General features: G+C 68.3%; 16 protein-coding genes and 3 rRNA genes. 8 read left to right on the top strand and 11 right to left on the bottom strand.

Annotated features, from left to right (window positions below; genetic code table 11):
• The first annotated feature begins 163 nt into the window (after positions 1 to 163).
• Positions 164 to 856, top strand: a complete 693-nt coding sequence (locus OG542_RS24685) for an Rv3235 family protein (RefSeq protein WP_328413702.1) — start codon at positions 164 to 166, stop codon at positions 854 to 856.
• 110 nt (positions 857 to 966) lie between these two features.
• On the opposite strand, the gene secA is transcribed toward OG542_RS24685, so the two are convergent.
• Positions 967 to 3,813, bottom strand: coding sequence for a preprotein translocase subunit SecA (secA, locus tag OG542_RS24680; RefSeq protein WP_311126009.1), 2,847 nt, complete (start codon positions 3,811 to 3,813; stop codon positions 967 to 969).
• Between the two features lie 277 nt (positions 3,814 to 4,090).
• Between secA and OG542_RS24675 the strand changes: the two genes are divergently transcribed.
• Together OG542_RS24675 and OG542_RS24670 are read left to right on the top strand one after the other, a co-directional pair.
• Positions 4,091 to 4,660 carry a GNAT family N-acetyltransferase gene (locus OG542_RS24675; RefSeq protein ID WP_328413701.1) on the top strand — a complete coding sequence of 190 codons (570 nt, stop codon included), beginning with the start codon at positions 4,091 to 4,093 and terminating at the stop codon, positions 4,658 to 4,660.
• Positions 4,661 to 4,887: 227 nt separating this feature from the next.
• The gene (locus OG542_RS24670) at positions 4,888 to 6,060 is read left to right on the top strand and encodes a winged helix-turn-helix domain-containing protein (protein ID WP_311126011.1); all 1,173 of its coding nucleotides are present in this window, start codon (positions 4,888 to 4,890) and stop codon (positions 6,058 to 6,060) included.
• An 11-nt stretch (positions 6,061 to 6,071) separates the two neighbouring features.
• Here OG542_RS24670 and OG542_RS24665 read toward each other — a convergent pair whose 3' ends face one another.
• The 7 genes from OG542_RS24665 to mtnA all read right to left on the bottom strand — a co-directional run bounded on the left by OG542_RS24665 (position 6,072) and on the right by mtnA (position 15,226).
• Entirely contained in the window at positions 6,072 to 6,824 is a 753-nt protein-coding gene (locus OG542_RS24665) for a response regulator (RefSeq protein ID WP_261683530.1), read from the bottom strand.
• Positions 6,825 to 7,029: 205 nt separating this feature from the next.
• Positions 7,030 to 7,725, bottom strand: a complete 696-nt coding sequence (gene hpf / locus OG542_RS24660) for a ribosome hibernation-promoting factor, HPF/YfiA family (protein WP_184593374.1) — start codon at positions 7,723 to 7,725, stop codon at positions 7,030 to 7,032.
• 313 nt (positions 7,726 to 8,038) lie between these two features.
• Entirely contained in the window at positions 8,039 to 8,938 is a 900-nt protein-coding gene (locus tag OG542_RS24655) for a ComF family protein (protein WP_328413700.1), read from the bottom strand.
• A 145-nt stretch (positions 8,939 to 9,083) separates the two neighbouring features.
• Complete coding sequence (locus tag OG542_RS24650; protein WP_328413699.1) at positions 9,084 to 10,916, bottom strand: LpqB family beta-propeller domain-containing protein; 1,833 nt, start codon at positions 10,914 to 10,916, stop codon at positions 9,084 to 9,086.
• Entirely contained in the window at positions 10,906 to 13,182 is a 2,277-nt protein-coding gene (mtrB, locus tag OG542_RS24645; protein WP_328413698.1) for an MtrAB system histidine kinase MtrB, read from the bottom strand. The genes OG542_RS24650 and mtrB overlap by 11 nt, the downstream gene beginning before the upstream one ends.
• Before the next feature lies 1 nt (position 13,183).
• Positions 13,184 to 13,873: a two-component system response regulator MtrA gene (mtrA, locus tag OG542_RS24640; RefSeq protein WP_009188938.1), complete on the bottom strand. Its 690-nt coding sequence runs from the start codon at positions 13,871 to 13,873 to the stop codon at positions 13,184 to 13,186.
• A gap of 201 nt (positions 13,874 to 14,074) precedes the next feature.
• A complete protein-coding gene (mtnA, locus tag OG542_RS24635) occupies positions 14,075 to 15,226 on the bottom strand; it encodes an S-methyl-5-thioribose-1-phosphate isomerase (protein ID WP_328413697.1) in 1,152 nt (383 codons plus the stop codon).
• Between the two features lie 140 nt (positions 15,227 to 15,366).
• On the opposite strand from mtnA, the gene OG542_RS24630 reads away from it, so the two are divergent.
• From OG542_RS24630 to OG542_RS24610, 5 genes are read left to right on the top strand one after another with little or no spacing between them, the layout of a single operon-like run.
• The gene (locus OG542_RS24630) at positions 15,367 to 16,752 is read left to right on the top strand and encodes a glycerophosphoryl diester phosphodiesterase membrane domain-containing protein (RefSeq protein ID WP_328413696.1); all 1,386 of its coding nucleotides are present in this window, start codon (positions 15,367 to 15,369) and stop codon (positions 16,750 to 16,752) included.
• Between the two features lie 4 nt (positions 16,753 to 16,756).
• A complete protein-coding gene (locus OG542_RS24625; protein ID WP_311126017.1) occupies positions 16,757 to 17,524 on the top strand; it encodes a DUF4129 domain-containing protein in 768 nt (255 codons plus the stop codon).
• Positions 17,521 to 18,717 carry a DUF4350 domain-containing protein gene (locus tag OG542_RS24620; RefSeq protein ID WP_328413695.1) on the top strand — a complete coding sequence of 399 codons (1,197 nt, stop codon included), beginning with the start codon at positions 17,521 to 17,523 and terminating at the stop codon, positions 18,715 to 18,717. The genes OG542_RS24625 and OG542_RS24620 overlap by 4 nt, the downstream gene beginning before the upstream one ends.
• Positions 18,717 to 19,706, top strand: a complete 990-nt coding sequence (locus OG542_RS24615; RefSeq protein WP_184593493.1) for an AAA family ATPase — start codon at positions 18,717 to 18,719, stop codon at positions 19,704 to 19,706. Before OG542_RS24620 ends, OG542_RS24615 begins: the two co-directional genes overlap by 1 nt.
• Complete coding sequence (locus OG542_RS24610; RefSeq protein WP_328413694.1) at positions 19,706 to 21,016, top strand: DUF58 domain-containing protein; 1,311 nt, start codon at positions 19,706 to 19,708, stop codon at positions 21,014 to 21,016. The genes OG542_RS24615 and OG542_RS24610 overlap by 1 nt, the downstream gene beginning before the upstream one ends.
• A gap of 74 nt (positions 21,017 to 21,090) precedes the next feature.
• Here the strand turns inward: OG542_RS24610 and rrf are convergent.
• The 3 genes from rrf to OG542_RS24595 form a co-directional block, all read right to left on the bottom strand.
• Positions 21,091 to 21,207, bottom strand: a 5S ribosomal RNA gene (gene rrf, locus OG542_RS24605).
• Positions 21,208 to 21,298: 91 nt separating this feature from the next.
• Positions 21,299 to 24,420: ribosomal RNA gene (locus OG542_RS24600) — 23S ribosomal RNA — on the bottom strand.
• A 310-nt stretch (positions 24,421 to 24,730) separates the two neighbouring features.
• A 16S ribosomal RNA gene (locus tag OG542_RS24595) occupies positions 24,731 to 26,256 on the bottom strand.
• The 16S, 23S and 5S rRNA genes sit together here, the layout of an rRNA operon.
• Positions 26,257 to 26,294: the final 38 nt, after the last annotated feature.

Raw genomic sequence — 26,294 nt, 5'->3', positions numbered from 1 at the left:
GCAGTGACGGGCTTCCCGGCCCTCCAGGTCACCCGGATAGGTGAACATTCCGGCGCCCGCGACCCGAGGTCCGCTTCCTTGCTCCTGCCCCCGTTCACCCCGTACAAGATCACCAACCGAAGTTACTCACCGGTATCCACCGGCCCATGAAACGGGGACCCCCATGAACAAGGTCATGACCAGGGCACAGCACCGCCCGGCGAGCCGCCCTCCGGCCCGACGCGACACCCGCCGTCCCGGCGGCACCGCCTCACGCGCCCCTTCCGGCGCAGCCCCACGCACCCCCGGCAGCACCGCCCCTCCGCGCGCCCCCGGCGGGGGCCCCGCCCGCACCGCGGCCGCCGGAGACCGTCCCCCAGCCGCCGGCCGCGACGGGACCGCCCACACCCGGCCCGCGGACACCCGCCCGCCGACCCCCTCCGGCACCCGCACAGCAACCCGGCCGGCACCCGGCACCGCCACGGACACCACGCCCCGCGTCCCGGCCCAGAGCCCCCGTCGGCCGATCCCCCAGCCGCTTCTCCCCACCGACCTCTTCGCCGACCTCCTGCTCGCCGTCCTCAGCGGCCGCCGCCCCGTCCACTCGATGCTCCGTCACACCCGGGGCCGCGCCTATGACGAACTGGCCTGGCTCGCCGAGCGCGGCCCCCTGCGCACCCGCGGCGCCCGCCCCGTCGTCCGGGACATCGGCTGGTTCGAACCCCGCGCCGGTGCCATCGAGGCCTTCGCCCGCATCGGCGCCGGCGACCGGCTCCGCGCCATGGCCTTCCGCCTGGAACTCGGCCAGGACCTCCGCTGGCGCTGCACGGCGGTAGAACTGGGCGGCCCCCGCCCACCCCACGCGGAGGCCGACTGAGGTACACGCCGGCCGAGGCCGCGGAGGCCGGGCCGAGAGTCACCCCAAGCTGAAGGGCCGGACACCCTCGGTGTCCGGCCCTTCAAGCCGCTACGGTGCCTCGGCCACCGTCACTTCTTACGGCGCCCCCGGCCCCGCGCCTGCTTGCGGCGCTCCGCGCGCGTGAGGCCGTCGGACTCGGAACGCACCGGCTCACCGTCCTCGGTGAAGTCGCCCTCGATGGTGCCGCCCTCACCGTCGACCGTCGGCGCGGAGAAGTGGAGGTTGCGCCGCTGCGGGACGTCGAGCCCCTTGGCACGGATCTCCGGCCGGGAGCCCGCCTGCGCCGGCACCGCGTCCTGCTTCTCCAGGTCCGCCACCGGCTTGGTGTCCTCGACCGGGACCTCCTCGACCTGCTGCTCGACCTGGACCTCCAGGTTGAACAGGTAGCCGACGGACTCCTCCTTGATGCCCTCCATCATCGCGGTGAACATGTCGAAGCCCTCGCGCTGGTACTCGACCAGCGGGTCCTTCTGCGCCATGGCGCGCAGGCCGATGCCCTCCTGGAGGTAGTCCATCTCGTAGAGGTGCTCGCGCCACTTGCGGTCCAGGACCGACAGCACGACCCGGCGCTCCAGCTCACGCATGATCTCGGAGCCGAGCTGATCCTCACGCGCCTGGTACTGATCGTGGATGTCGTCCTTGATGGAGTCGCCGATGAACTCGGCGGTCAGCCCGGCCCGGTCGCCGGCCGCCTCCTCCAGCTCCTCGATCGTGATCTTGGACGGGTACAGCTGCTTGAAGGCACCCCACAGCCGGTCGAGGTCCCAGTCCTCGGGGAAGCCCTCGGCCGTCTCCGCCTGGACGTAGGCGTCGATGGTGTCGTCCATGAAGTGCTGCACCTGCTCGTGCAGGTCCTCGCCCTCCAGGACGCGGCGCCGCTCGCCGTAGATGACCTCACGCTGGCGGTTGAGGACCTCGTCGTACTTCAGGACGTTCTTACGGGTCTCGAAGTTCTGCTGCTCGACCTGCGACTGGGCGGAGGCGATCGCGCGCGTGACCATCTTGTTCTCGATCGGCACGTCATCCGGGACGTTCGCCATCGACATCACGCGCTCGACCATCTGGGCCTTGAACAGGCGCATCAGGTCGTCACCGAGCGAGAGGTAGAAGCGGGACTCGCCCGGGTCGCCCTGACGGCCGGAACGACCGCGCAACTGGTTGTCGATGCGCCGCGACTCGTGCCGCTCGGTGCCCAGCACGTAGAGCCCGCCGAGCCTCTCGACCTCGTCCTTCTCGGCCTGGACGGCCTTCTCGGCCCGCTGGAGCGCCTCGGGCAGAGCGTGTGCCCACTCCTCGATGTGCTCCTCGGGGTCGAGGCCGCGCTGGCGCAGCTCCGCCTCGGCGAGGTCCTCCGGGCTGCCGCCGAGCTTGATGTCCGTACCACGGCCGGCCATGTTGGTGGCCACCGTGACGGCGCCCTTGCGGCCGGCCTGGGCGACGATCGTCGCCTCCCGGTCGTGCTGCTTGGCGTTCAGCACCTCGTGCTGGATGCCGCGCTTGCTGAGCTGCTGCGAGAGGTACTCGGACTTCTCGACGGAGGTGGTGCCGACGAGGATCGGCTGACCCTTGCGGTGCTTCTCCTCGATGTCGTCGACGACCGCCTCGAACTTGGCGACCTCGGTCCGGTAGATCAGATCCGACTGGTCCGCGCGGACCATCGGCCGGTTGGTCGGGATCGGCACGACACCGAGCTTGTAGATCTGGTGGAACTCGGCGGCCTCGGTCATGGCCGTACCGGTCATGCCGCACAGACCGGGCTGCTCCTTGCCGCTGTGGTCGTGGCGCTTGTAGAGGCGGAAGAAGTTCTGGAGGGTGATCGTGGCGAGCGTCTGGTTTTCGTCCTTGATCGGCACCCCTTCCTTCGCCTCGATCGCCTGGTGCATGCCCTCGTTGTACCGGCGGCCGGCGAGGATACGTCCGGTGTGCTCATCGACGATCATGACCTCGTCGTCGATGATGACGTAGTCCTTGTCCTTCTTGAAGAGCTCCTTCGCCTTGATGGCGTTGTTCAGGTAGCCCACCAGCGGCGTGTTCACCGACTCGTAGAGGTTGTCGATGCCCAGCCAGTCCTCGACCTTGCTGACGCCGGACTCGTGGATGGCGACCGTGCGCTTCTTCTCGTCGACGTCGTAGTCGCCGGTCTCCTCGATGCCCTTGAGCGGCTGGCCGGCCTCGCCGCGCTTGAGGCGCTTGACCAGCTTGGCGAAGTCGCCGTACCACTTGGTGGCCTGGTCGGCCGGGCCGGAGATGATCAGCGGCGTACGGGCCTCGTCGATGAGGATGGAGTCGACCTCGTCGACGATGGCGAAGTTGTGGCCGCGCTGGACGAGCTCGTCCTGGGACCACGCCATGTTGTCGCGCAGGTAGTCGAAACCGAACTCGTTGTTCGTGCCGTACGTGATGTCGCAGGCGTACTGCTCGCGGCGCTGAGCCGGCGTCATGTTGGCCAGGATGCAGCCGACCTCCAGGCCCAGGAACCGGTGGACGCGGCCCATCATCTCGGAGTCGCGCTCGGCCAGATAGTCGTTGACCGTGATGATGTGGACGCCCTTGCCGGACAGGGCGTTCAGATACGCCGGCAGCGTTCCGACGAGGGTCTTGCCCTCACCGGTCTTCATCTCTGCCACGTAGCCCATGTGCAGGGCGGCGCCGCCCATCATCTGCACGTCGTAGTGACGCTGGCCGAGGACGCGCTTGGCGGCCTCACGGACGGTGGCGAACGCCTCGGGCAGCAGGTCGTCCAGGGTCTCGCCGTCGGCGTAGCGCTGCTTGTACTCATCGGTGAGGGCGCGCAGCTCGGCGTCGGAGAGGTCGACGAAGTCCTCTTCGATGGAGTTGACCTGGTCCGCGATGCGGTGCAGCTTGCGCAGGATCTTGCCTTCGCCTGCACGCATGATCTTCGAGAGGACGGACACGGGGGTTGGTCTCCTTGCCGGTCGGGCCTGGGACGGTCGGTTACCACTTGACTTACTGAGCAACGGCCATCGTATGCGAGGACCCCGCCGCGCCGGGAGGGCCTGCCACGGCGACCGTTCGTCGCTTCAATTCTGATTCACGTCTGCTTCAAAGGGGACAACGTCCGGGCGCCGCGGATAGTGCCGCATCCCCCGACCGAATTAAGCGAAGCGTGATAAGGCGCTCACCCACCGCAAACAGATGGCACCTTCGGTGACCTCCCACCAGAATCGGCCGATGGACCCCGTCACCCTCACCACGGACCGCCTTCTGCTGCGCACGGTCGGCCCTCAGGACACCGACGCGGTGTACGACGCCTGTCAGGACCCCGACATCCAGCGCTGGACCACGATCCCCTCGCCGTACCTCCGCGAGCACGCCCAGGACTTCACGGAACAGATGGTCCCGGACGGCTGGGCGGACGGGTCCATGTTCACTCTCGGCGTCTTCCTCCACTCCGGAGAACTGGCGGGCATGCTCGGCATCACCATGCGCGCCCTGGGCGTCGGCGAGATCGGCTTCTGGGCCACCAAGCAGCACCGCGCCAACGGCTACATCACGGAGGCCGTCCTCACCACCTGCCGCTGGGCCTTCGTCAACGCCGCGCTCGACCGTGTCGAATGGCGCGCCGAGGTGGGCAACCGCGCCTCCCGCGCCGTAGCGGAACGCTCCGGCTTCACCATCGAAGGCACCCTGCGCGCCGCCGTCAACAACAAGGGAGTACGCCGAGACTCCTGGGTAGGCTCCCTGCTCCCCTCAGACCTGAGCCTCCCGTCAACGGCCCCGTACTTGCCTGCCCCCGCCTAGCTGCGGGCATGCGTGCCTCCCCCAGTGCCTTAAGGGCCTGGGAGGTACCCCCAGGGCGGCACGGGTGGGCGGTGGGGGTCCCCCCGCTCGAGCGAAGCCGAGAATGGAGGAGGCACCCCGCTACGCCAGGCTGCGGACCCACCCGCTCCCAGCACCAACGCCCAGCACCCACGAACAAACCCCTGCTCACCCACCACTGTCAGTCCCACCCCCTATCGTGCGGACCCATGACCACCCCGCGCCCCACAGCAGAGCTCTCCGCGGACGAGGCCCGCCGATTGGCCCTCCGCGCCCAAGGCTTCCTAGGCGCCCCAGACCGCCGCTCCGGCGTCCGCGGCATCCTCCGTCACCTGGGCGCGATACAGCTCGACACCATCTCGGTCCTGGCCCGCTCCCACGAGCTCGTCCCGTACGCCCGCCTGGGCGCGGTAGGCCGGAAAACAGTCGAGAACGCCTACTGGAAAGACACTCACGCCTTCGAGTACTGGTCCCACGCGGCCTGCATCCTCCCCATCGAGGAGTGGCCCCACTTCGCCTTCCGCCGCCGCGCCTACCGCAACCGCCCGCACTGGAACCACGAACTCCCGGACGGTGTCTACGACCAGGTCATCAAGCAGATCCGCTCCGAAGGCCCCCTCACCGCCACGGAGTTGGGCGGCGCGAAGAAGACGAGCGACTGGTGGGACTGGTCCGGCACGAAGGTCGCCGTCGAACGCGCCCTGATGTACGGCGAGGTGGTCTGCGTGGAGCGCCGCGGCTGGAAGCGTCTCTACGACCTCGCCGAGCGCGCCGTCCCGGCCTCCCTGTTGCACGACGAACTCGACGACACCGAGTGCCTGCGCCGCCTGGTCCGCCTGGCGGGCCAGTCCCTCGGCGTCGGCACCCGCGCGGACATCGCCGACTACCACCGACTCAAGGGCGAACAGGTCGACGCGGTGATCGCCGACTCGGGCCTGGTCCCGGTCACCGTCGAGGGCTGGTCCAAGCCGGCCTGGGCCGACCCCGCGGCCCTGGAGACACCTCCGCGCGGCCGCCATCGCACCACCCTCCTGTCGCCCTTCGACTCCCTGATCTGGGAGCGGGCGCGCACGGAGCGGATCTTCGGCTTCACCCACCGCCTGGAGGCCTACGTCCCCAAGCAGAAGCGGGTGTACGGCTACTTCGCGATGCCGGTCCTGGCCGGCGGCCGGCTCGTCGGCCGCGTGGACCCGGCCCGCGAGGGCGGCACGCTGGTGGCCAGGCAGGTCACCCTCGACGGCCCGAAGGCGGTCCCGGCCGTCGCCCAGGCCCTGGCCGAGGCCGCGACCTGGGTGGACTGCACGGACGTACGCGTGGAGCGGGTCGGCACACCGGCTCTGCGCGAGCCCCTCGCGAAGGAGATCGCCCGCATCCTCGGCTGAGCTCTACCGATTCACCGAATCTCGAGAATCTTCTCCCGCATCGCGTACACCACCGCCTCCATCCTGGAGTGCAGCTGCAGCTTCTCCAGGATGTTGCGCACATGGTTCTTCACGGTGTTCTCGGAGATGAACAACTCCTTGGCGATATCACGGTTGTTCATCCCCGTCGCGACGAGTTTGAGGACTTCGAGTTCGCGGTCCGTCAGCCTCGGCGCGGGCACCAGCCGGCGCTCGTCCGTGCGCTGGATCATCGACTTGAACTCGGTGAGCAGCTTCGACGCCATGGACGGGCTGATCTGCGACTGCCCGTCGGCCACCGCGCGAATGGCGGTGGCCACCTCGTCCGTCGAGATCTCCTTGAGGAGATAGCCGGTCGCGCCCGCCTTGATGGCCTCGTAGAGATCGGCTTCCTCGTCGCTGATCGTCAGCATGATGATCTTGGCACTGGGTGCGACTTCCTTGATGGAGGTGCACGCCTCGATCCCTCCCCGTTTGGGCATCCGCACGTCCATCAGAACGATGTCGGGCAGCAGGTCGGCGGCCTTCTCGACGGCCTCGGCGCCGTCGCCTGCCTCCCCGATGACCTGGATGTCCTCCTCGGCCGCGAGCACGATCTCCAGGCCACGGCGGAACAGGGCGTGGTCGTCCACCACTAGGACTCTGATCGGTTCCTTGCGTGGAGTGTCCGTGTCCGTGTCCGGGCCCATGCCGACGACGCCGTCGTCGGCATCCTCGTCACGCATCGGTCCGAAGCTGTCCGCCATCGTTCCTCCCCCTGAAGGCTGCGGCCTGTGGTCCTGAGCCATCGCCAACCCAGAGCAACGACCCACCGGTTGGATCGTGGCCACCATGATTTCATGCCCGGACGGCACCGGGACGACCGAGCGGGGCGCGCAGTGGTCGCACAGGGGTGCCCCTGGGGGCGCACACGCGCTCCAGGGGCACCTGCTCCGCTGTCATCCGGCACGGTCAGCCGCCGAGCGCACCGCCCGCATCGGGGGCGTGCACCTGTGTGACCATCGTGTCCGTGCTGAGGTGGATCACGCCGTAGTCGTAGGCGTGCCGCCGGTAGACGACACTCGGTTCCTTGGTCTCGGAGTCGACGAACAGGTAAAAGTCGTGCCCGACCAGCTCCATCTCGTAGAGAGCCTGGTCGAGGGTCATGGGGGCTGCGACGTGGGTCTTCTCGCGGACGACGATGGGGCCGTCACCCTGTACTTCCAGTGAGCCGATCTTCTTCGTGGGCACGGCTTCGGGCTCTTCGTCCGGAGTCGGCACCAAGCCGTTGCCATTGAGCGTCGCCACGCCCGGGACGTGATCGGCGACCTCGGCGGCCGGGATCCGGCGCGAGCCACGGCGCGAGAACCGCTTGTCGTGTTGCCTGCGCAGCCGGGCTTCCAGCTTTTCCGCCGCCAGGTCGAGCGCCGCGTACGGATCGCTCGCCGCTGCCTCCGCCCGGATCACCGGACCGCGGGAGCGGAGCGTGATCTCCACTCGGTCACAGCGGTCGGCCTGCCGGGGGTTGGGCTCCTTGGACACCTCGACGTCGAGGCTGATCACCTTGCCATCGAGCTTCTGGATCTTCTCCAGCTTCAGCTTCTCGGCCACGTGCTTCCGGAACCGCTCGGGCACCTCGGTCTTGCGGCCCTTGACGACGATGTCCACGCAGAACTCCGTTCCCGGATCACTCCGCTTCGGTGCGGAGCATCTCCCTTTTGCACCAGGTTCCGGTGAGGCCCGGAACCTCGGACACTCGGTGACTTCCACCTCCTCCCCCGTGAGTGAGATCTCCACTCCACCGTCGCGAGTGATGAAGAAAAACCCGCAGCACGGCATTCGGATTTGCGAGGTGTGGCCTGCGGCTTTCCCTCTCAACCGAACATATCTCGCCCGGACGGATGTCGTCACCCTCTACTGCGGCGTACCTCCGTTCAGGTGAATAGGCCCTCTCGTTACCTGCAACGACGCAAGTTCTCAGTCAGTTCCGGTTTATTTCGAAAGAGTCCGGCGAGGCCGCGACCACAGCCGCGCACACCACGTCAACGACTCCGCCGACGCCGCCCGCGCCCGTGATTCCCTGCCGGGCGGGCCATCGGCCCGTCCTCTCTCGCGTTGATCCGACGTTCTGTTCTTCTCTGCTTTCCCACGTCTCTCCCCTGTACACGGCCCCAGCCCCCGCAGCGTTCGAAACCAGCCCCGCCGCCGACCGCACGGCACGCGCGGCTTCCGCCAGGGACGCCCCCGTGGTCATCACGTCGTCGACGAGGACGACCAGGCCGTCGGAGAGCAGCCGGACACCACCGGGCACCACCGCCAGCGCGCCCGCGAGATTGTGCAGCCGCTGCCGGGAGTTGAGCCCCGACTGGTCGGCCACGGCCCGCCCCTGCCGCAGCACGCCCAGCGCCCTGGCCGGCACCCCGCTCCGCCGCAGCTCGCCCGCCGCCGCGAGCGCGATCCGCCGCGCCGGGTCATGCCCCCGGGCCCGCACGGCACGCCGCCCGGACGGAACGGGCACGAGCAGCACAGGCGCCCCGAAGCCCCGCGACCACGCCCCTCCTGCCCCGTGCCAGGACCCACTCCGCTCTCCTGGAAGCCCCGCCCGTACCGCTCCCGCCAGAGCCACCCCGAGCGGACCGGCCAGCGCCAGAGCACCCCGTTCCTTGTGGGCCAGCAGCGTCGCCCGTACCTCGTCCGCGTACCGTGCCGCCGCGTGCACCACAGGCAGCCCCGATGGCTCCGGCACCGGCCGCACCCGATGCGCCACGGCTCCGCTCAGCACCTCACGGCACTTCGCGCACAGCACCGTACGAGGCGCCCCGCAGCCCCCGCACTCGCCCGGCAGCACCAGGTCGGTGAGGTCCCGCCACCACCCCCGCATGGCCACCACTGTGCCAACAGCGACGGCCCCCTGCCACCCCTGTGGAAAACTCGGAGAACCCCCTGTGGAAAACGCACCGGCCCGGGCCGACTGCCTGGCCTTCACCGGCCCTCGCCAGGAACCCTCACATCCCCACCGGGACACCTCACCCCGGATAGACCGGCGCCGTCCCCTCGGTCACCTTCTGCCACTGCGCCCCCGACGGCAGCCGGACGATCCCGTCCACCGAGAACGCCACCAGAGGCAGCCGGTCGTCCTCGGCGGCGGTGACCTCCTTGACGCCCGTCAGAGCCGCTGGCGCCGGCACGTCCGGCGTGGAGCCGTCGACCTGGACGTACCGCATCTGCTCCACGCCCCCGTGCTCCCGCCCGACCACCACGAGCCGGCTGTCCCCGGCCCAGGACATGGCCGTGACCTCCTCCAACTCAGGCGTCGCGGAGCGAAGTTCGACCACCCTGACGGCCGGCTTCTCGCCCTGCTTCTCCTCCCGCTCGATCAGCCCGATGAGCAGGGTCTTCTTGCCGCCCTTCTCCACGACGAGCGCGATCCGCACCCCGTCGGCGGCCACCCGCACGGACTGGATCCGCCCGTCCAGGTGCGGCGTGCGCACCTCAAGCGGATCGCCCTTGCCCTCCTCGAGCAGCAGCAGCCGGGGGTTGTCCGGGTCACGGTCGGCCACCCACAGGCCGTCGTCCGCGTCCCAGCTGGGTGTCGTCAGCCGGTCCTCCTCGGCCGGGCCCTGGCTGCGCAGCACCGGCTCGCCCAGCGAACCGCCCGAGACCAGCGACCCCACGTACAGCGACCTGCCGTCGAGGCCGACACCGGCCGCGGTGTGCTCGTCGCGCGACACCGCCACCGACCGCAGCGCCGTGTCGCCCTCGCCCAGCGCCCCCGGCGCCGTGTCCGGCTTGGTGTCGCTGCTGTCCGCCGGGATCCGTACGAGCCGGTCCTTGGCGTCGACGAAGTACAGGTAGTCGGGGTGGCGCGCCGAGGTCCGGAAGGCCGCCGCATCGGCCGCTTCCTGCGTGAGCGAGCACAGCTCGGCCCCGTCGGCCCGCAGCTCGACCTCGTCCACCGCGGGGCTGAGGTTCCGCAGCGTGAAGAGCGTCTGGGCCGCCATCTCCTGGCATCTGTTGGTGCCGATGCCCGCGGCCTTGTCGTTGAGCGGGACCGTCAGCTTGTTCCGCTCATCGGGCGTCAGCGCTCCGGCATCCTTCGCCAGAGCCGTACCGGTGGGGACGCTCGACCTGACCACGGGCCCGAGCCACCGCGTGGGCCCGTTGAGCAGGGAGCGCACCATCTGCGTCATGGGTTCCACGCGGCGGCGGACGTAGACGGGGTCGGCGACCGCCGTGGGCTGCGTGTTCGCCCCGGCCGCCATGGTGTTGGAGGCGAAGTAGTACTTGCTGACGGACATGTAGTTGCGCTGGAAGTCCGACTGGCCCATGAGAACGCCCTGGGGCAGCGCGTCGATGCGCCACTGCCCGCTCTTCTCGTCCTGCGTCAGGTGCACGGTCCTGCCGTAGGCCCCGGTCGCCGGCGCGTACGACTGCTGCGCGTCCACGGTGGCCACCTTGGTGCCGGTCAGCGTGTACGAGATCTCGCCGGTGTCCTCCCGGCCGCCGGCACCCTCGGCCTTGGCACCCGGCCCGTCCGTGAGCACCGTGGTGGACAGCTCCGGCCGCCAGGCCTTCGCGGCCTCGCCGGTCAGGTACTGGCGCGCGGTCTTGTAGTGCGGATCGTCGCTGGTCAGCGCCTCCAGGAAGCCCTGCACGATCTCCGAGGGCGGCGCGTCCTCCCCCGGCGGCACGGCGAACACCCGCACCTGGGTGTCCTGGCGCGGTGTGGACTCCACACCCCGCAGATCCCCGCTGTCCGGCATCGAGGCACACCCCGCCAGCACCAGCACGCCACCAGCGGCGTACGCCATCACGCGCGCGGGCGTACGCCGACCGCGCCCCTCGCGGTCAGCGCCCACGAGATGCCTCCCCTTGCCTGTCCGCGTCTCCCGGCTCGGCTTCCCTGCCCGAGCCCGCGGAGCCGTTGTCCTTGTCCCACGGCCCGCTCCCGACCGGTTTCCGGGGCGTCCCCACAGGGCCACTGCCGGCCCCGTCACGAGCCGTTCCGGCCGGTTCACCCGCACCCTCGTCACGAGCCGTCCCCGCCGTACCACTCGCACCGCCGGCACCGGGCGTGCCCGCCGGGCCCTGCGCGCCCCCGCCGCGAACCGACTGCTCCGCTGCCGTCGGTTCGTCCTGCCGCCGCGTGCCCGAGGCGGGCCGCGGCACCACGCGCGCGCCGTTGCCGGGCAGCGCCGTCGGATCGGCCGTGGGGGCCGCGGTGGACGCCCGCGGGGGTATCGGGTTCCGCGCCGGCCCCGGCGGCACCGGACCGCCCGCCGGCTGCGCCGGCACGGTGGCCCGCTTCTCGCCGTCCCCGCCGCCGCACGGCAGACCCGCGTCGTCGAGCCCCCGGTTGCGCCGTGAGTCCTTGGGCTCCAGCGGTATCGGGGAGCCCCGCAGCGGCTCGTCCGCGGTCCTGGGCAGCGTCAGCCGGAACTGCGAGCCGCCGCCCGGCTCGCCCCACGCCTGCAGCCAGCCGCCGTGCAGCCGCGCGTCCTCCAGGGCGATGGACAGCCCCAGCCCCGTACCACCCGTGGTACGCGCGCGTGCCGGATCGGCCCGCCAGAAGCGGCTGAACACCCGGGTCGCCTCGCCCGGCTTCAGCCCGACCCCGTAGTCCCGCACCGCGACGGCGACCGCGCCGCCGGCCGCGGCGAGCTTGACGACGACGTCCCTGCCCTCACCGTGCTCGACGGCGTTCACGACGAGGTTGCGCAGCACACGCTCCACGCGCCGGGCGTCGGCCTCGGCGACGACGGGCTGCTGGTCGCCGAACACCCGGATCTGCGTGCCCTTGCGGTCCGCGAGCGGCTCAGCCCCGCTGACCACCCGCCGCACGACCTCCCTGAGGTCGATCGGCTCCGCCTCCAGCGCCGCGGCACCCGCGTCGAAACGGCTGATCTCCAGCAGGTCCGCGAGCAGCGACTCGAACCGGTCCAGCTGGTCGGCCAGCAGCTCCGCCGACCGCGCGGTGATCGGGTCGAAGTCCTCCCGCGCCTCATGGATGACGTCCGCCGCCATCCGTACGGTCGTCAGTGGCGTACGCAGCTCGTGCGACACGTCCGAGACGAACCGGCGCTGCATGCGCGACAGGTCCTCCAGCTGGCTGATCTTCAGCTGAAGGTTCTGGGCCATCTTGTTGAAGGCCTCGCCGAGCCGCGCGATGTCGTCCTCGCCGGTGACCTTCATACGTTCCTGAAGCCGCCCGGCCGACAGCCGCTCGGCGATCCCCGCCGCCATCCGCACCGGCGTGACGACCTGGCGCACCACCAGCCAGGCGATGGCCCCGAGCAGCACCACGACAAACAGCCCGGCCGTCGCCAGAGTCCCCTTGACCAGACTCAGCGACTTCTCCTCCTGGGTGAGCGGGAAGAGGTAGTAGAGCTGGTACGGGTCGCCGTTGGGGTCGTTGACCTGCTTGCCGACGACCAGGCCCGGCTGGGAGTCCTTGGTCGCGTTGTTGTAGGTGATGCGGGTGTAGCTCTGCGCGGCCGTCGTACTGCTGCCGATCCGCTCCCGCAGGGCCGCGGGCACGCTCTTGCTCCAGTCCACCTCGCCGGAGGCACGCTGCCCCCGGCCGCCCGCGCCGTCCTCGTCGGAGGCCGGGAGCGTCACCACGTCGAAGGCGCCCTGACCGCCGCTGGACAGCGAGGAGACGAGGGCGCTCATCCACTCGGAGACGTTCCGCGCGGGACGCCCGTCCGCCGTGGCGACGCCGTCGCCAGTGCCGCTCGCCGCCTCGTCGGCCCGCTGCTTGGCCACCGCGAACCCGCCGGTGGCCTGGCTCTGGGAGGCCTTCACCTTGGCGTCCAGCAGGCCGTTGCGCACCTGCCCGATGACGACGAAGCCCAGCAGCAGGACCACACCCAGCGACATCAGCAGCGTCGTGACGACGACCTTGAGCTGGATGTTGCGCCGCCACAACCGCATGACGGGCAGCAATGGCCGGCGCACCCACCGCATGAACAGGCGGATGACCGGGCTGCCCTGAACCCCGCCCTGGAGCAGCAGACCGCTCTCCAGGAACCGTCCCCAGCGGGAACCCGCCTTCTTCCGCCCGACAGGCCGCCCCGGGCGGGCCCCGGACCGTCCGGGCGCCGAAGCGGCACTGTCGCCGGACATGTCAGCTCGGTCCTGCCTTGTACCCGACACCACGGACGGTCACCACGATCTCCGGCTTCTCCGGGTCCTTCTCGACCTTGGAGCGCAGCCGCTGCACATGCACGTTGACCAGCCGCGTGTCCGCCGCGTGCCGGTAGCCCCACACCTGCTCCAGCAGCACCTCGCGCGTGAACACCTGCCACGGCTTGCGCGCGAGCGCGACCAGCAGGTCGAACTCCAGCGGCGTCAGCGCGATCGACTGCCCGTCCCGCTTCACGGAGTGTCCGGCCACATCGATGACCAGGTCACCGATGGCGAGCTGCTCCGGAGCTGGCTCCTCCGACCTCCGCAGCCGCGCCCGGATCCGGGCGACCAGCTCCTTCGGCTTGAACGGCTTCACGATGTAGTCGTCGGCACCCGACTCCAGGCCCACCACGACGTCGACCGTGTCGCTCTTCGCCGTGAGCATCACGATGGGCACCCCGGACTCCGCCCTGATCAGACGGCACACCTCGATGCCGTCCCGACCGGGCAGCATCAGGTCCAGCAGCACCAGATCGGGCTTGGCCTCACGGAAAGCGGCCAGCGCCTTGTCACCGTCGGCCACGAAAGACGGCTCAAAACCCTCACCACGCAGCACGATGCCGAGCATCTCGGCCAGTGCGGTGTCGTCGTCGACGACAAGGACTCGTCCCTTCATAAACGACATCATCCCATTCTCATAACAGTGGCGAAGGCAGTGGTGAGGTAGGTCACCGGCCAGTGACCATAGTCGCAGCAAGCGCAACTGTCTGCCTTCGCCCGCCCACAGTTGATCTCGACGACGCCCGTCGGCCCGGGCGCCCGGCACACGGGGCGAGGGACACGACCGCCGGAGCGCACCCGCCCGCACACGCTCCGGCAGCCGTCCGACTCAGCCCGTCGTCACCCTGCGCGAGGGCGCACACACCTCAGCGAGCGCCTCAGCCGTCACCGGCGAAACCACACCTTCCTCCGTGACGATCGCCGTCACCAGCTCGGGCGGGGTCACATCGAACGCCGGGTTGTACGCCTGTGTCCCCAGTGGCGCCACGGGAATGCCGCCACCCGCCTCCGCCGCACCGGCCACCGGCACCTGCGGCGCCACCACCTCGGTCACCTCGTGACCGGGACGCTGCTCGACCTCGATGGACGCCCCGTCCGGGGTGTCCGGATCCACCGTCGTCACCGGCGCCACCACGATGAACGGCACATGGTGGTACCGCGCGAGCACCGCCAGCGGATAGCTCCCCACCTTGTTCGCCACCGAACCGTCCGCCGTGATGCGGTCCGCCCCGATCAGCACCGCGTCCACCTCCCCGGCGGCGAACAGCGACCCCGCCGCGTTGTCAGTGAGCAGCGTGTACGCCATCCCGCTGCGCGCCGCCTCGTACGCCGTCAGGCGAGCGCCCTGCAGCAACGGACGCGTCTCGTCCACCCACAGCCGCCGGAGCCGCCCCGCCCGGTGCGCCGCGAGCGCCACCGCGAACGCCGTCCCCTCCCCGCCCGACACCAGCGAACCGGTATTGCAGTGGGTGAGGATCCGGTGCCCACCGCCGGGCAGCAGCTCGTCCAGCAGCCTCACCCCGTGCTCGGCCATCCGCGCACTGGCCTCGGCATCCTCCCGGTGCAACTGGCGCGCCGCGGCCAGCGCCGCCGAGGCCGCCTGCCTGACATCACCGCCCTTGGCGAGCGCCGCCTCATGGGCCGAGTGCGCCCGGCGCACACCGAGGGCCAGGTTCACCGCGGTCGGCCGGGCGGTCGCCAGCGCGGTCGCGGCCTCGTCCACGTCGAAGCCCCGCACGGCGGCGAGCGCGACACCGTACGCCCCCGCGATACCGAGCAGCGGCGCCCCGCGCACGGCGAGCGAGCGGATCGCCTCCACGAGCGTGGACGCGTCCGTACAGACCAGCTCGACCTCCTCGGCCGGCAGCCTCGTCTGGTCGAGCAGGACCAGAACGGGTCCTTCCGGTGGCTCCTCCCAACGGATCGCGGGGATCTCGGTCGGCCGCTTGTCATCGCCGCTGTACGCGTACTGATCAGCCATGCGGTCAGTCTGCCCCCTATCGAGCGGACAATTGAAGGTACGCAGCCCATACCGCGGCCGGTCATTCCAAGACCACCCCATGGCACGATGGCTGCCAACCTGCCGCCGCGACCGCGGACGGGCACCGTGAAGGAGCGACGATGAACGACACTCCGGGCTGGGCCTCGCCCGGATCCGCCCCGTCCGACGGACAGAAGCCGGACCAGTCCGGCACTGCCGAGCCCACCGACCGCCCCGGCCCCGCACAACCCGCGGACCAGCCCGGCCAAGCGTCCCAGCCGGGTCAGGCCCCGCAGGGCCCCGGCCCGCAGTGGTCCAAGGACCAGCCGCCACCTGCCCAGTGGTCCGCCCCCAGCGGCCCGACCGTCCCCGGCCAGGCTCCTCCGCCCCCGCCCCCCGGCCCGGGCTGGGGCGCCCAGCCCCCCGGCGGCCACGGCCCGGCCGGATACGGTCCTGGGGGCCCCGGAGCCCCCGGCGGATACGGCGGATACGGAACCCCCGGCGGCTGGGGAAGCGGCTGGGGCGGCCCCCCGCCCGCCGTCAAGCCCGGCATCATCCCGCTCCGCCCGCTCGGCGTGGGCGAGATCCTCGACGGCGCCGTCTCCACCATGCGCACCTACTGGCGCACGGTTCTGGGCATCTCCCTGACCGTCGCGGTGCTCACCGAGATCATCGTCGTCCTGTTCCAGGGCCTCGTCCTCGACGACTCCAGCACCGGCGCCCTCAACGACCCGAGCGCCACCTTCAGCGAGCTGAGCCGCGCCATGAGCGACGCCCTGCTCAACTCCACCGTCGTCTTCGTGATCTCCCTGGTCGGGACCGTCATCGCGACCGCACTGCTCACCACCGTCACCAGCCGCGCCGTACTCGGCAAGTCGGTGACCATCGGCGAGGCCTGGCGGGACGCCCGCCCTCAGGTCGTCAAACTGTTCGGCCTCATCTGCCTGTTGCTGCTCATCACCGCCGGCATCGTCACCGTGGGCACCCTGCCCGGCATCCTCGTCACCATCTCCGGGAGCACCGGGGCAGGCGTCGCCCTCACCGTCCTGGGCGTCATCGGCGCGGGCATCGTCGCCCTCTGGCTGATGATCCGCTTCTCCCTGGCCTCGCCCGCCCTGATGCTGGAGAAGCAGGGCATCAAGAAGGCCATGAGCCGCTCCGCGAAACTGGTCCAGGGCACTTGGTGGCGGATCTTCGGCATCCAGTTGCTCGCCACGATCATCGCGAACGTCGTCGCCTCGATCATCGTCATCCCGTTCACCTTCCTCGCCGCGGCCCTCAGCGGCGACGGCGTCACCGGCTGGCTCAACAGCGGCGGCGCCGACCTCGGCTGGACGTTCCTCATCGTCAGCGGCATCGGCGCGGTGATCGGCTCCATGATCACCTTCCCGATCACGGCAGGCGTCACCGTGCTCCTCTACATCGACCAGCGCATCCGCCGCGAGGCCCTCGACCTCGAACTGGCCCGCGCCGCAGGCGTCCAGGACTACGGCTCCCACGCTCCCGGCGCCACCCCGGGGAGCTGATGCGGTGAGCTGGGCGGGGGAACCTCTCACAACGGCACTGCCACGCACCGCCATACGGGCGCTGCTGCACGCCGGCGACATTTCCGTACTGTCGTCGGCGCGCTCCACCGACGAGCCGCCCCTCACCACCCCACGCGACCCGGCGCGCGAGGCGGCCCGACGCGAGCTGTCCAAGCGGATGTACCACGAGAACGACCCCAGCCTGTTCCAGCGCGCCCTCGACGCCTTCTGGGAATGGCTCGGCAAACTGTTCAACGCCGCCTCGTCCGCAACACCCGGCGGAACACTCGGCCTGGTCGTCATCATCCTGGCCGTCGTCGCGGTCCTGGGTGCCCTGTGGTGGCGCCTGGGCACCCCGCGCCGCCAACCCACCTCGTCCGCCGCCCTGTTCGACGACCGCCCCCGCAGCGCCTCCGACCACCGCGCCGCCGCCGAGGCACACGCCGCCCAGGGCCACTGGAACCAGGCCGTCCAGGAACGCATGCGGGCCCTCGTCCGCGCCCTGGAGGAACGCGCACTCCTCGACGTCCGCCCCGGCCGCACCGCCGACGAGGCCGCCGCCGAAGCCGGCCGGGCCCTGCCCGCCCACACCGACCGACTGCGCGCCGCCTCCCGGGACTTCGACGACGTGACGTACGGCGGCCGCTCGGCGACCGAGCAGTCGTACCACCGCATCGCCGAACTCGACCGCGACCTGGAACGCACCAAGCCCCAGCTCGCGACCAGCAGCGCCAGCACGGCCCCCCACACTCGCCAGGGAGCCGCCGAATGACCACCGAGGCCACGCTCCCGTCCACCTCGGCCTCGCCCACCGCCCGCCAGGTGTGGACCCGCACGCGCGGTATCGCGCTCGCCCTCGTACTCCTTGTCGCGGGAGCCATCGCCATCGCCGTGATCCGCTCCGACGCACGCCACGGCGAACTCGACCCGCGCTCCGTCGACCCCAACGGCAGCCGCGCCGTCGCCGAACTCCTCGCCGACCGTGGCGTGGACACCCGTGTGGTGACCACCCTGGACGAGGCTGCCGCGGCATCCGGCCCGGACACGACCCTCCTGGTCGCCACCCCCGACCTGCTGACCCGAGGTCAGCAGTCCCGCCTGCACAACTCGTTCGCGGACTCCGGCGGCCGTACCGTCCTGGTCGCCTCCGGCAGCGCCTCCGTCGAACGGCTCGCCCCCGGCGTCACCGCCGACCCCGCCACCAGCCTCGACTCGACGCTTGCCCCCGACTGCGACCTGCCCGCCGCCCAGCGCGCGGGCACCGCCGACACGGGCGGCGTCCGCTACACCACCACCCACCTCGACGCCGACCAGTGCTACCCCAGCGAGCGCCTGGCCACCCTGCTGCGCATCCCGGACACGACCGGGAACGGCGACACCGTCGCCCTCGGCGCACCCGACATCCTCGTCAACGACCGCCTCGACCAGCAGGGCAACGCCTCGCTCGCCCTCCAGCTCCTCGGCTCCCGACCCCATCTGGTCTGGTACCTCCCCTCACTCTCCGACACGTCGGCCACCGGCACCGACGACGAACGCGGCTTCTTCGACCTGCTCCCCTCAGGCTGGCTCTGGGGCACCCTGCAGCTCTTCATCGCCGCAGCCCTGGCCGCCCTCTGGCGGGCACGCCGACTCGGCCCCCTCGTGCACGAAAAACTCCCCGTGGCGATCCGCGCCTCCGAAACCGCCGAAGGCCGCGCCCGCCTCTATCGCAAGGCCGACGCCCGCGACCGCGCGGCAAACGCTCTTCGCTCCACGACCCGCACCCGCCTCGCCCCCCTCACAGGCGTCCCCGTCACCCAGGCGCACACGCCCGAGGCCCTGCTCCCCGCCCTGTCCGCCCACCTCCACGGCGACGGCCAGGACCTGCACGCTCTCCTCTTCGGACCACCGCCCAGCGACGACGCAGCACTCATCGCACTCGCCGACCGACTCGACGCCCTCGAAAGAGAGGTACGCCGTCCATGATGGACCCGACCACTGACAACGCCGGGCAGACCGGGGACCCGGGCACCGCCCGAGCCGCCCTGGAGGCCCTGCGCGCCGAGATCGCCAAGGCCGTGGTCGGCCAGGACCCCGCCGTGACCGGCCTCGTCGTCGCCCTGCTCTGCCGCGGCCACGTCCTCCTCGAAGGCGTCCCCGGCGTCGCCAAGACCCTCCTGGTCCGCGCCCTCGCCTCGGCCCTCGAACTCGACACCAAGCGCGTCCAGTTCACCCCCGACCTGATGCCGAGCGACGTGACCGGCTCCCTGGTCTACGACACCCGCAGCGCCGAGTTCTCCTTCCAGCCCGGCCCGGTCTTCACCAACCTCCTCCTCGCCGACGAGATCAACCGCACGCCCCCCAAGACCCAGTCGTCCCTCCTGGAAGCCATGGAGGAACGCCAGGTCACGGTCGACGGCACCCCCCGCCCCCTCCCCGACCCGTTCCTGGTCGCAGCGACCCAGAACCCGGTGGAGTACGAGGGCACCTACCCCCTCCCGGAAGCCCAGCTGGACCGCTTCCTCCTCAAACTCACCATCCCCCTCCCCTCCCGCCAGGACGAGATCGACGTCCTCACCCGCCACGCCGAGGGCTTCAACCCACGCGACCTCCACGCCGCCGGCGTACGCCCCGTAGCGGGCCCGGCCGACCTGGAGGCAGCCCGCGCGGCGGTCGCCAAGACGACCATCTCCCCGGAGATCACCGGCTACGTCGTCGACATCTGCCGCGCCACCCGCGAGTCGCCGTCCCTCACCCTCGGCGTCTCCCCCCGAGGCGCCACGGCCCTCCTGGCCACCGCCCGCGCCTGGGCCTGGCTGACCGGCCGCGACTACGTCACCCCGGACGACGTGAAGGCCCTGGCCCTCCCCACTCTCCGCCACCGCGTACAGCTCCGCCCGGAGGCCGAAATGGAAGGCGTGACAGCCGACTCCGTCATCAACGCGATCCTCACCCACGTCCCCGTCCCCCGCTGATGGCACTCACCGGACGCGCCGCCCTCCTCGCGGCCCTGGGCTCCCTCCCCGTCGGCATCTGGGAACCCGGCTGGACGGGCATCCTGGCGGTCAACGCACCCCTGGCCGTGGCCTGCGCCTGCGACTTCGCGCTGGCCGCGCCTGTACGACGTCTGGGCCTGACCCGCTCCGGCGACACCTCGGTACGCCTCGGCGACACGGCGGACGTGACCCTGACCATCACCAACCCGTCCCGCCGCCCCCTCCGCGCCCACCTGCGCGACGCCTGGCCCCCCAGCAGCTGGCAGCCAGGCACGGAAACGACGGCCTCCCGCCACCGCCTCACCGTCCCCGCAGGCGAACGCCGACGCGTGACGACCCGCCTCCGCCCCAGCCGCCGAGGCGACCGCCAAGCCGACCGGGTCACCATCCGTTCCTACGGCCCCCTCGGCCTCTTCTCCCGCCAGGGCACCCACAGGGCTCCCTGGACGGTTCGCGTCCTGCCCCCCTTCACCAGCCGCAAGCACCTGCCCTCAAAACTGGCCCGCCTCCGCGAACTGGACGGCCGCACCAGTGTGCTCACCCGCGGCGAGGGCACCGAGTTCGACAGCCTCCGCGAGTACGTCCCCGGCGACGACACCCGTTCCATCGACTGGCGTGCCACAGCCCGCCAGTCCACGGTCGCCGTACGCACCTGGCGCCCCGAACGCGACCGGCACATCCTCCTGGTCCTCGACACCGGCCGTACCTCGGCGGGCCGCGTGGGCGACGCACCCCGCCTCGACGCCTCCATGGACGCGGCCCTCCTCCTCGCAGCCCTCGCCTCCCGCGCCGGCGACCGCGTCGACCTCCTCGCCTACGACCGGAAGGTCCGCGCCCTCGTCCAGGGCCGCACGGCAGGCGACGTCCTTCCCTCTCTGGTCAACGCGATGGCCACACTCGAGCCGGAGCTCGTCGAAACGGATGCCCGGGGCCTCACCGCCACCGCCCTCCGTACGTCACCCCGACGCTCCCTGATCGTGCTGCTGACTACGCTGGACACGGCCCCCATCGAAGACGGCCTGCTCCCGGTTCTCTCACAGCTCACTCAGCGCCACACGGTCCTACTGGCATCGGTGGCAGACCCGCACATCACCGAAATGGCCAAAGCACGCGGAAGCACCGACGCCGTCTACGAGGCCGCCGCAGCAGCCCAGGCCCAGTCCGAACGCCACCGCACGGCAGAACAACTCCGCCGTCACGGCGTCACAGTCGTGGACGCGACACCGGACGACCTGGCGCCGGCACTGGCGGATGCGTACTTGGCATTGAAGGCAGCCGGACGCCTATGACATTCAGGGCCCCGCGGGGCCCTGAAACGCAGAAAACCCCGCATCCGAAGATGCGGGGTTTCCTTTGAATGATTGTTCGGCGGCGTCCTACTCTCCCACAGGGTCCCCCCTGCAGTACCATCGGCGCTGTAAGGCTTAGCTTCCGGGTTCGGAATGTAACCGGGCGTTTCCCTAACGCTATAACCACCGAAACACTATGAAACTGTAAACTGCCGCACCATACCGTGACCTGGCATGGGGCTGTTCGTGGTTTCAGAACCAACACAGTGGACGCGAGCAACTGAGGACAAGCCCTCGGCCTATTAGTACCGGTCAACTCCACACGTTACCGTGCTTCCATATCCGGCCTATCAACCCAGTCGTCTACTGGGAGCCTTACCCTCTCAAGGAGGTGGGAATACTCATCTCGAAGCAGGCTTCCCGCTTAGATGCTTTCAGCGGTTATCCCTCCCGAACGTAGCCAACCAGCCATGCCCTTGGCAGAACAACTGGCACACCAGAGGTTCGTCCGTCCCGGTCCTCTCGTACTAGGGACAGCCCTTCTCAATATTCCTACGCGCACAGCGGATAGGGACCGAACTGTCTCACGACGTTCTAAACCCAGCTCGCGTACCGCTTTAATGGGCGAACAGCCCAACCCTTGGGACCGACTCCAGCCCCAGGATGCGACGAGCCGACATCGAGGTGCCAAACCATCCCGTCGATATGGACTCTTGGGGAAGATCAGCCTGTTATCCCCGGGGTACCTTTTATCCGTTGAGCGACGGCGCTTCCACAAGCCACCGCCGGATCACTAGTCCCGACTTTCGTCCCTGCTCGACCCGTCGGTCTCACAGTCAAGCTCCCTTGTGCACTTACACTCAACACCTGATTGCCAACCAGGCTGAGGGAACCTTTGGGCGCCTCCGTTACTCTTTAGGAGGCAACCGCCCCAGTTAAACTACCCATCAGACACTGTCCCTGATCCGGATCACGGACCCAGGTTAGACATCCAGCACGACCAGACTGGTATTTCAACGACGACTCCACCCACACTGGCGTGCGAGTTTCAAAGTCTCCCAGCTATCCTACACAAGCCGAACCGAACACCAATATCAAACTGTAGTAAAGGTCCCGGGGTCTTTCCGTCCTGCTGCGCGAAACGAGCATCTTTACTCGTAGTGCAATTTCACCGGGCCTATGGTTGAGACAGTCGAGAAGTCGTTACGCCATTCGTGCAGGTCGGAACTTACCCGACAAGGAATTTCGCTACCTTAGGATGGTTATAGTTACCACCGCCGTTTACTGGCGCTTAAGTTCTCAGCTTCGCCACCCCGAAGAGTGACTAACCGGTCCCCTTAACGTTCCAGCACCGGGCAGGCGTCAGTCCGTATACATCGCCTTACGGCTTCGCACGGACCTGTGTTTTTAGTAAACAGTCGCTTCTCGCTGGTCTCTGCGGCCACCCCCAGCTCGAACAGCAAGTGTTCTCACCAGGTGTGGCCCCCCTTCTCCCGAAGTTACGGGGGCATTTTGCCGAGTTCCTTAACCATAGTTCACCCGAACGCCTCGGTATTCTCTACCTGACCACCTGAGTCGGTTTAGGGTACGGGCCGCCATGAAACTCGCTAGAGGCTTTTCTCGACAGCATAGGATCATCCACTTCACCACAATCGGCTCGGCATCAGGTCTCACCCTCATGTCATCCGGATTTACCTAGATGACGGGCTACACCCTTACCCCGGGACAACCACCGCCCGGGATGGACTACCTTCCTGCGTCACCCCATCACTCACCTACTAACCGCTTGGTTCGGCGGCTCCACCACTTTCCTTTCCCCGAAGGGTCCGGAACGGCTTCACGGCCTTAGCATCACGATGCTCGATGTTTGACGCTTCACAGCGGGTACCGGAATATCAACCGGTTATCCATCGACTACGCCTGTCGGCCTCGCCTTAGGTCCCGACTTACCCTGGGCAGATCAGCTTGACCCAGGAACCCTTAGTCAATCGGCGCAAACGTTTCTCACGTTTGTATCGCTACTCATGCCTGCATTCTCACTCGTGAACCGTCCACAACTCGCTTCCGCGGCTGCTTCACCCGGCACACGACGCTCCCCTACCCATCACAGCAGGCGTTGGCCCTTATGCTGCAATGACACGACTTCGGCGGTACGCTTGAGCCCCGCTACATTGTCGGCGCGGAATCACTAGACCAGTGAGCTATTACGCACTCTTTCAAGGGTGGCTGCTTCTAAGCCAACCTCCTGGTTGTCTCTGCGACTCCACATCCTTTCCCACTTAGCGTACGCTTAGGGGCCTTAGTCGATGCTCTGGGCTGTTTCCCTCTCGACCATGGAGCTTATCCCCCACAGTCTCACTGCCGCGCTCTCACTTACCGGCATTCGGAGTTTGGCTAAGGTCAGTAACCCGGTAGGGCCCATCGCCTATCCAGTGCTCTACCTCCGGCAAGAAACACACGACGCTGCACCTAAATGCATTTCGGGGAGAACCAGCTATCACGGAGTTTGATTGGCCTTTCACCCCTAACCACAGGTCATCCCCCAGGTTTTCAACCCTGGTGGGTTCGGTCCTCCACGAAGTCTTACCTCCGCTTCAACCTGCCCATGGCTAGATCACTCCGCTTCGGGTCTTGAGCGTGCTACTCCATCGCCCTATTCGGACTCGCTTTCGCTACGGCTTCCCCACTCGGGTTAACCTCGCAACACACCGCAAACTCGCAGGCTCATTCTTCAAAAGGCACGCAGTCACGACGCATTGAGTAAACTCAATGCGCGACGCTCCCACGGCTTGTAGGCACACGGTTTCAGGTACTATTTCACTCCGCTCCCGCGGTACTTTTCACCATTCCCTCACGGTACTATCCGCTATCGGTCACCAGGGAATATTTAGGCTTAGCGGGTGGTCCCGCCAGATTCACACGGGATTTCTCGGGCCCCGTGCTACTTGGGTGTCTCTCAAACGAGCCGCTGATGTTTCGACTACGGGGGTCTTACCCTCTACGCCGGACCTTTCGCATGTCCTTCGCCTACATCAACGGTTTCTGACTCGTCTCACGGCCGGCAGACCGTAAAAGAGAGATCCCACAACCCCGTATACGCAACCCCTGCCGGGTCTCACACGCATACGGTTTGGCCTCATCCGGTTTCGCTCGCCACTACTCCCGGAATCACGGTTGTTTTCTCTTCCTGCGGGTACTGAGATGTTTCACTTCCCCGCGTTCCCTCCACTTGCCCTATGTGTTCAGGCAAGGGTGACAGCCCATGACGACTGCCGGGTTTCCCCATTCGGAAACCCCCGGATCAAAGCCTGGTTGACGACTCCCCGGGGACTATCGTGGCCTCCCACGTCCTTCATCGGTTCCTGGTGCCAAGGCATCCACCGTGCGCCCTTAAAAACTTGGCCACAGATGCTCGCGTCCACTGTGCAGTTCTCAAACAACGACCAGCCACCCATCACCCCACTGGAAAACCAGCGAGTTTACTGGGGCCGGCGACTGAGGAAATTTCGTTCCCTCAGACACCCAACAGCGTGCCCGGCCACATCCCGCCCGGAGATCATGCGTTCCACGCTCTTACGAGCAGTACTAGCAGCCTCCGACCCGAGGTCTGGCCGAATAGTCAACGTTCCACCCATGAGCAACCAGCATCAGACATTCGCTGATGTACTGGCCTCTGACCTCACCCCGAAGGGATCGGTAAGAAGTGCTCCTTAGAAAGGAGGTGATCCAGCCGCACCTTCCGGTACGGCTACCTTGTTACGACTTCGTCCCAATCGCCAGTCCCACCTTCGACAGCTCCCTCCCACAAGGGGTTGGGCCACCGGCTTCGGGTGTTACCGACTTTCGTGACGTGACGGGCGGTGTGTACAAGGCCCGGGAACGTATTCACCGCAGCAATGCTGATCTGCGATTACTAGCGACTCCGACTTCATGGGGTCGAGTTGCAGACCCCAATCCGAACTGAGACCGGCTTTTTGAGATTCGCTCCACCTCGCGGTATCGCAGCTCATTGTACCGGCCATTGTAGCACGTGTGCAGCCCAAGACATAAGGGGCATGATGACTTGACGTCGTCCCCACCTTCCTCCGAGTTGACCCCGGCGGTCTCCCGTGAGTCCCCAGCACCACAAGGGCCTGCTGGCAACACGGGACAAGGGTTGCGCTCGTTGCGGGACTTAACCCAACATCTCACGACACGAGCTGACGACAGCCATGCACCACCTGTACACCGACCACAAGGGGGCGCCTGTCTCCAGACGTTTCCGGTGTATGTCAAGCCTTGGTAAGGTTCTTCGCGTTGCGTCGAATTAAGCCACATGCTCCGCCGCTTGTGCGGGCCCCCGTCAATTCCTTTGAGTTTTAGCCTTGCGGCCGTACTCCCCAGGCGGGGCACTTAATGCGTTAGCTGCGGCACGGACAACGTGGAATGTTGCCCACACCTAGTGCCCACCGTTTACGGCGTGGACTACCAGGGTATCTAATCCTGTTCGCTCCCCACGCTTTCGCTCCTCAGCGTCAGTATCGGCCCAGAGATCCGCCTTCGCCACCGGTGTTCCTCCTGATATCTGCGCATTTCACCGCTACACCAGGAATTCCGATCTCCCCTACCGAACTCTAGCCTGCCCGTATCGACTGCAGACCCGGGGTTAAGCCCCGGGCTTTCACAACCGACGTGACAAGCCGCCTACGAGCTCTTTACGCCCAATAATTCCGGACAACGCTCGCGCCCTACGTATTACCGCGGCTGCTGGCACGTAGTTAGCCGGCGCTTCTTCTGCAGGTACCGTCACTTTCGCTTCTTCCCTGCTGAAAGAGGTTTACAACCCGAAGGCCGTCATCCCTCACGCGGCGTCGCTGCATCAGGCTTTCGCCCATTGTGCAATATTCCCCACTGCTGCCTCCCGTAGGAGTCTGGGCCGTGTCTCAGTCCCAGTGTGGCCGGTCGCCCTCTCAGGCCGGCTACCCGTCGTCGCCTTGGTGAGCCATTACCTCACCAACTAGCTGATAGGCCGCGGGCTCATCCTGCACCGCCGGAGCTTTCCACCACCACAGATGCCTGCGGTGGTCAATATCCGGTATTAGACCCCGTTTCCAGGGCTTGTCCCAGAGTGCAGGGCAGATTGCCCACGTGTTACTCACCCGTTCGCCACTAATCCCCACCGAAGTGGTTCATCGTTCGACTTGCATGTGTTAAGCACGCCGCCAGCGTTCGTCCTGAGCCAGGATCAAACTCTCCGTGAATGTGTACCGGTAATCCGGTCGACACCACGAGAGCGGAA

The organism is Streptomyces violaceus, assembly GCF_036014075.1.
GTDB classification, from domain to species: Bacteria; Actinomycetota; Actinomycetes; order Streptomycetales; family Streptomycetaceae; genus Streptomyces; species Streptomyces violaceus.
Note: the sequence above shows the minus strand (reverse complement) of the source record. Positions and strands in the feature narration are given on the sequence as shown.

Bases quoted from the DNA above. Each gene is read 5' to 3' on its own strand.
- OG542_RS24685 (WP_328413702.1), top strand. From the start codon at position 164: ATGAACAAGGTCATGACCAGGGCACAGCACCGCCCGGCGAGCCGCCCT.
- OG542_RS24675 (WP_328413701.1), top strand. From the start codon at position 4,091: ATGGACCCCGTCACCCTCACCACGGACCGCCTTCTGCTGCGCACGGTC.
- OG542_RS24670 (WP_311126011.1), top strand. From the start codon at position 4,888: ATGACCACCCCGCGCCCCACAGCAGAGCTCTCCGCGGACGAGGCCCGC.
- OG542_RS24665 (WP_261683530.1), bottom strand. From the start codon at position 6,824: ATGGCGGACAGCTTCGGACCGATGCGTGACGAGGATGCCGACGACGGC.
- OG542_RS24655 (WP_328413700.1), bottom strand. From the start codon at position 8,938: ATGCGGGGGTGGTGGCGGGACCTCACCGACCTGGTGCTGCCGGGCGAG.
- mtrB (WP_328413698.1), bottom strand. From the start codon at position 13,182: ATGTCCGGCGACAGTGCCGCTTCGGCGCCCGGACGGTCCGGGGCCCGC.
- mtrA (WP_009188938.1), bottom strand. From the start codon at position 13,873: ATGATGTCGTTTATGAAGGGACGAGTCCTTGTCGTCGACGACGACACC.
- mtnA (WP_328413697.1), bottom strand. From the start codon at position 15,226: ATGGCTGATCAGTACGCGTACAGCGGCGATGACAAGCGGCCGACCGAG.
- OG542_RS24630 (WP_328413696.1), top strand. From the start codon at position 15,367: ATGAACGACACTCCGGGCTGGGCCTCGCCCGGATCCGCCCCGTCCGAC.
- OG542_RS24620 (WP_328413695.1), top strand. From the start codon at position 17,521: ATGACCACCGAGGCCACGCTCCCGTCCACCTCGGCCTCGCCCACCGCC.
- OG542_RS24615 (WP_184593493.1), top strand. From the start codon at position 18,717: ATGGACCCGACCACTGACAACGCCGGGCAGACCGGGGACCCGGGCACC.
- OG542_RS24610 (WP_328413694.1), top strand. From the start codon at position 19,706: ATGGCACTCACCGGACGCGCCGCCCTCCTCGCGGCCCTGGGCTCCCTC.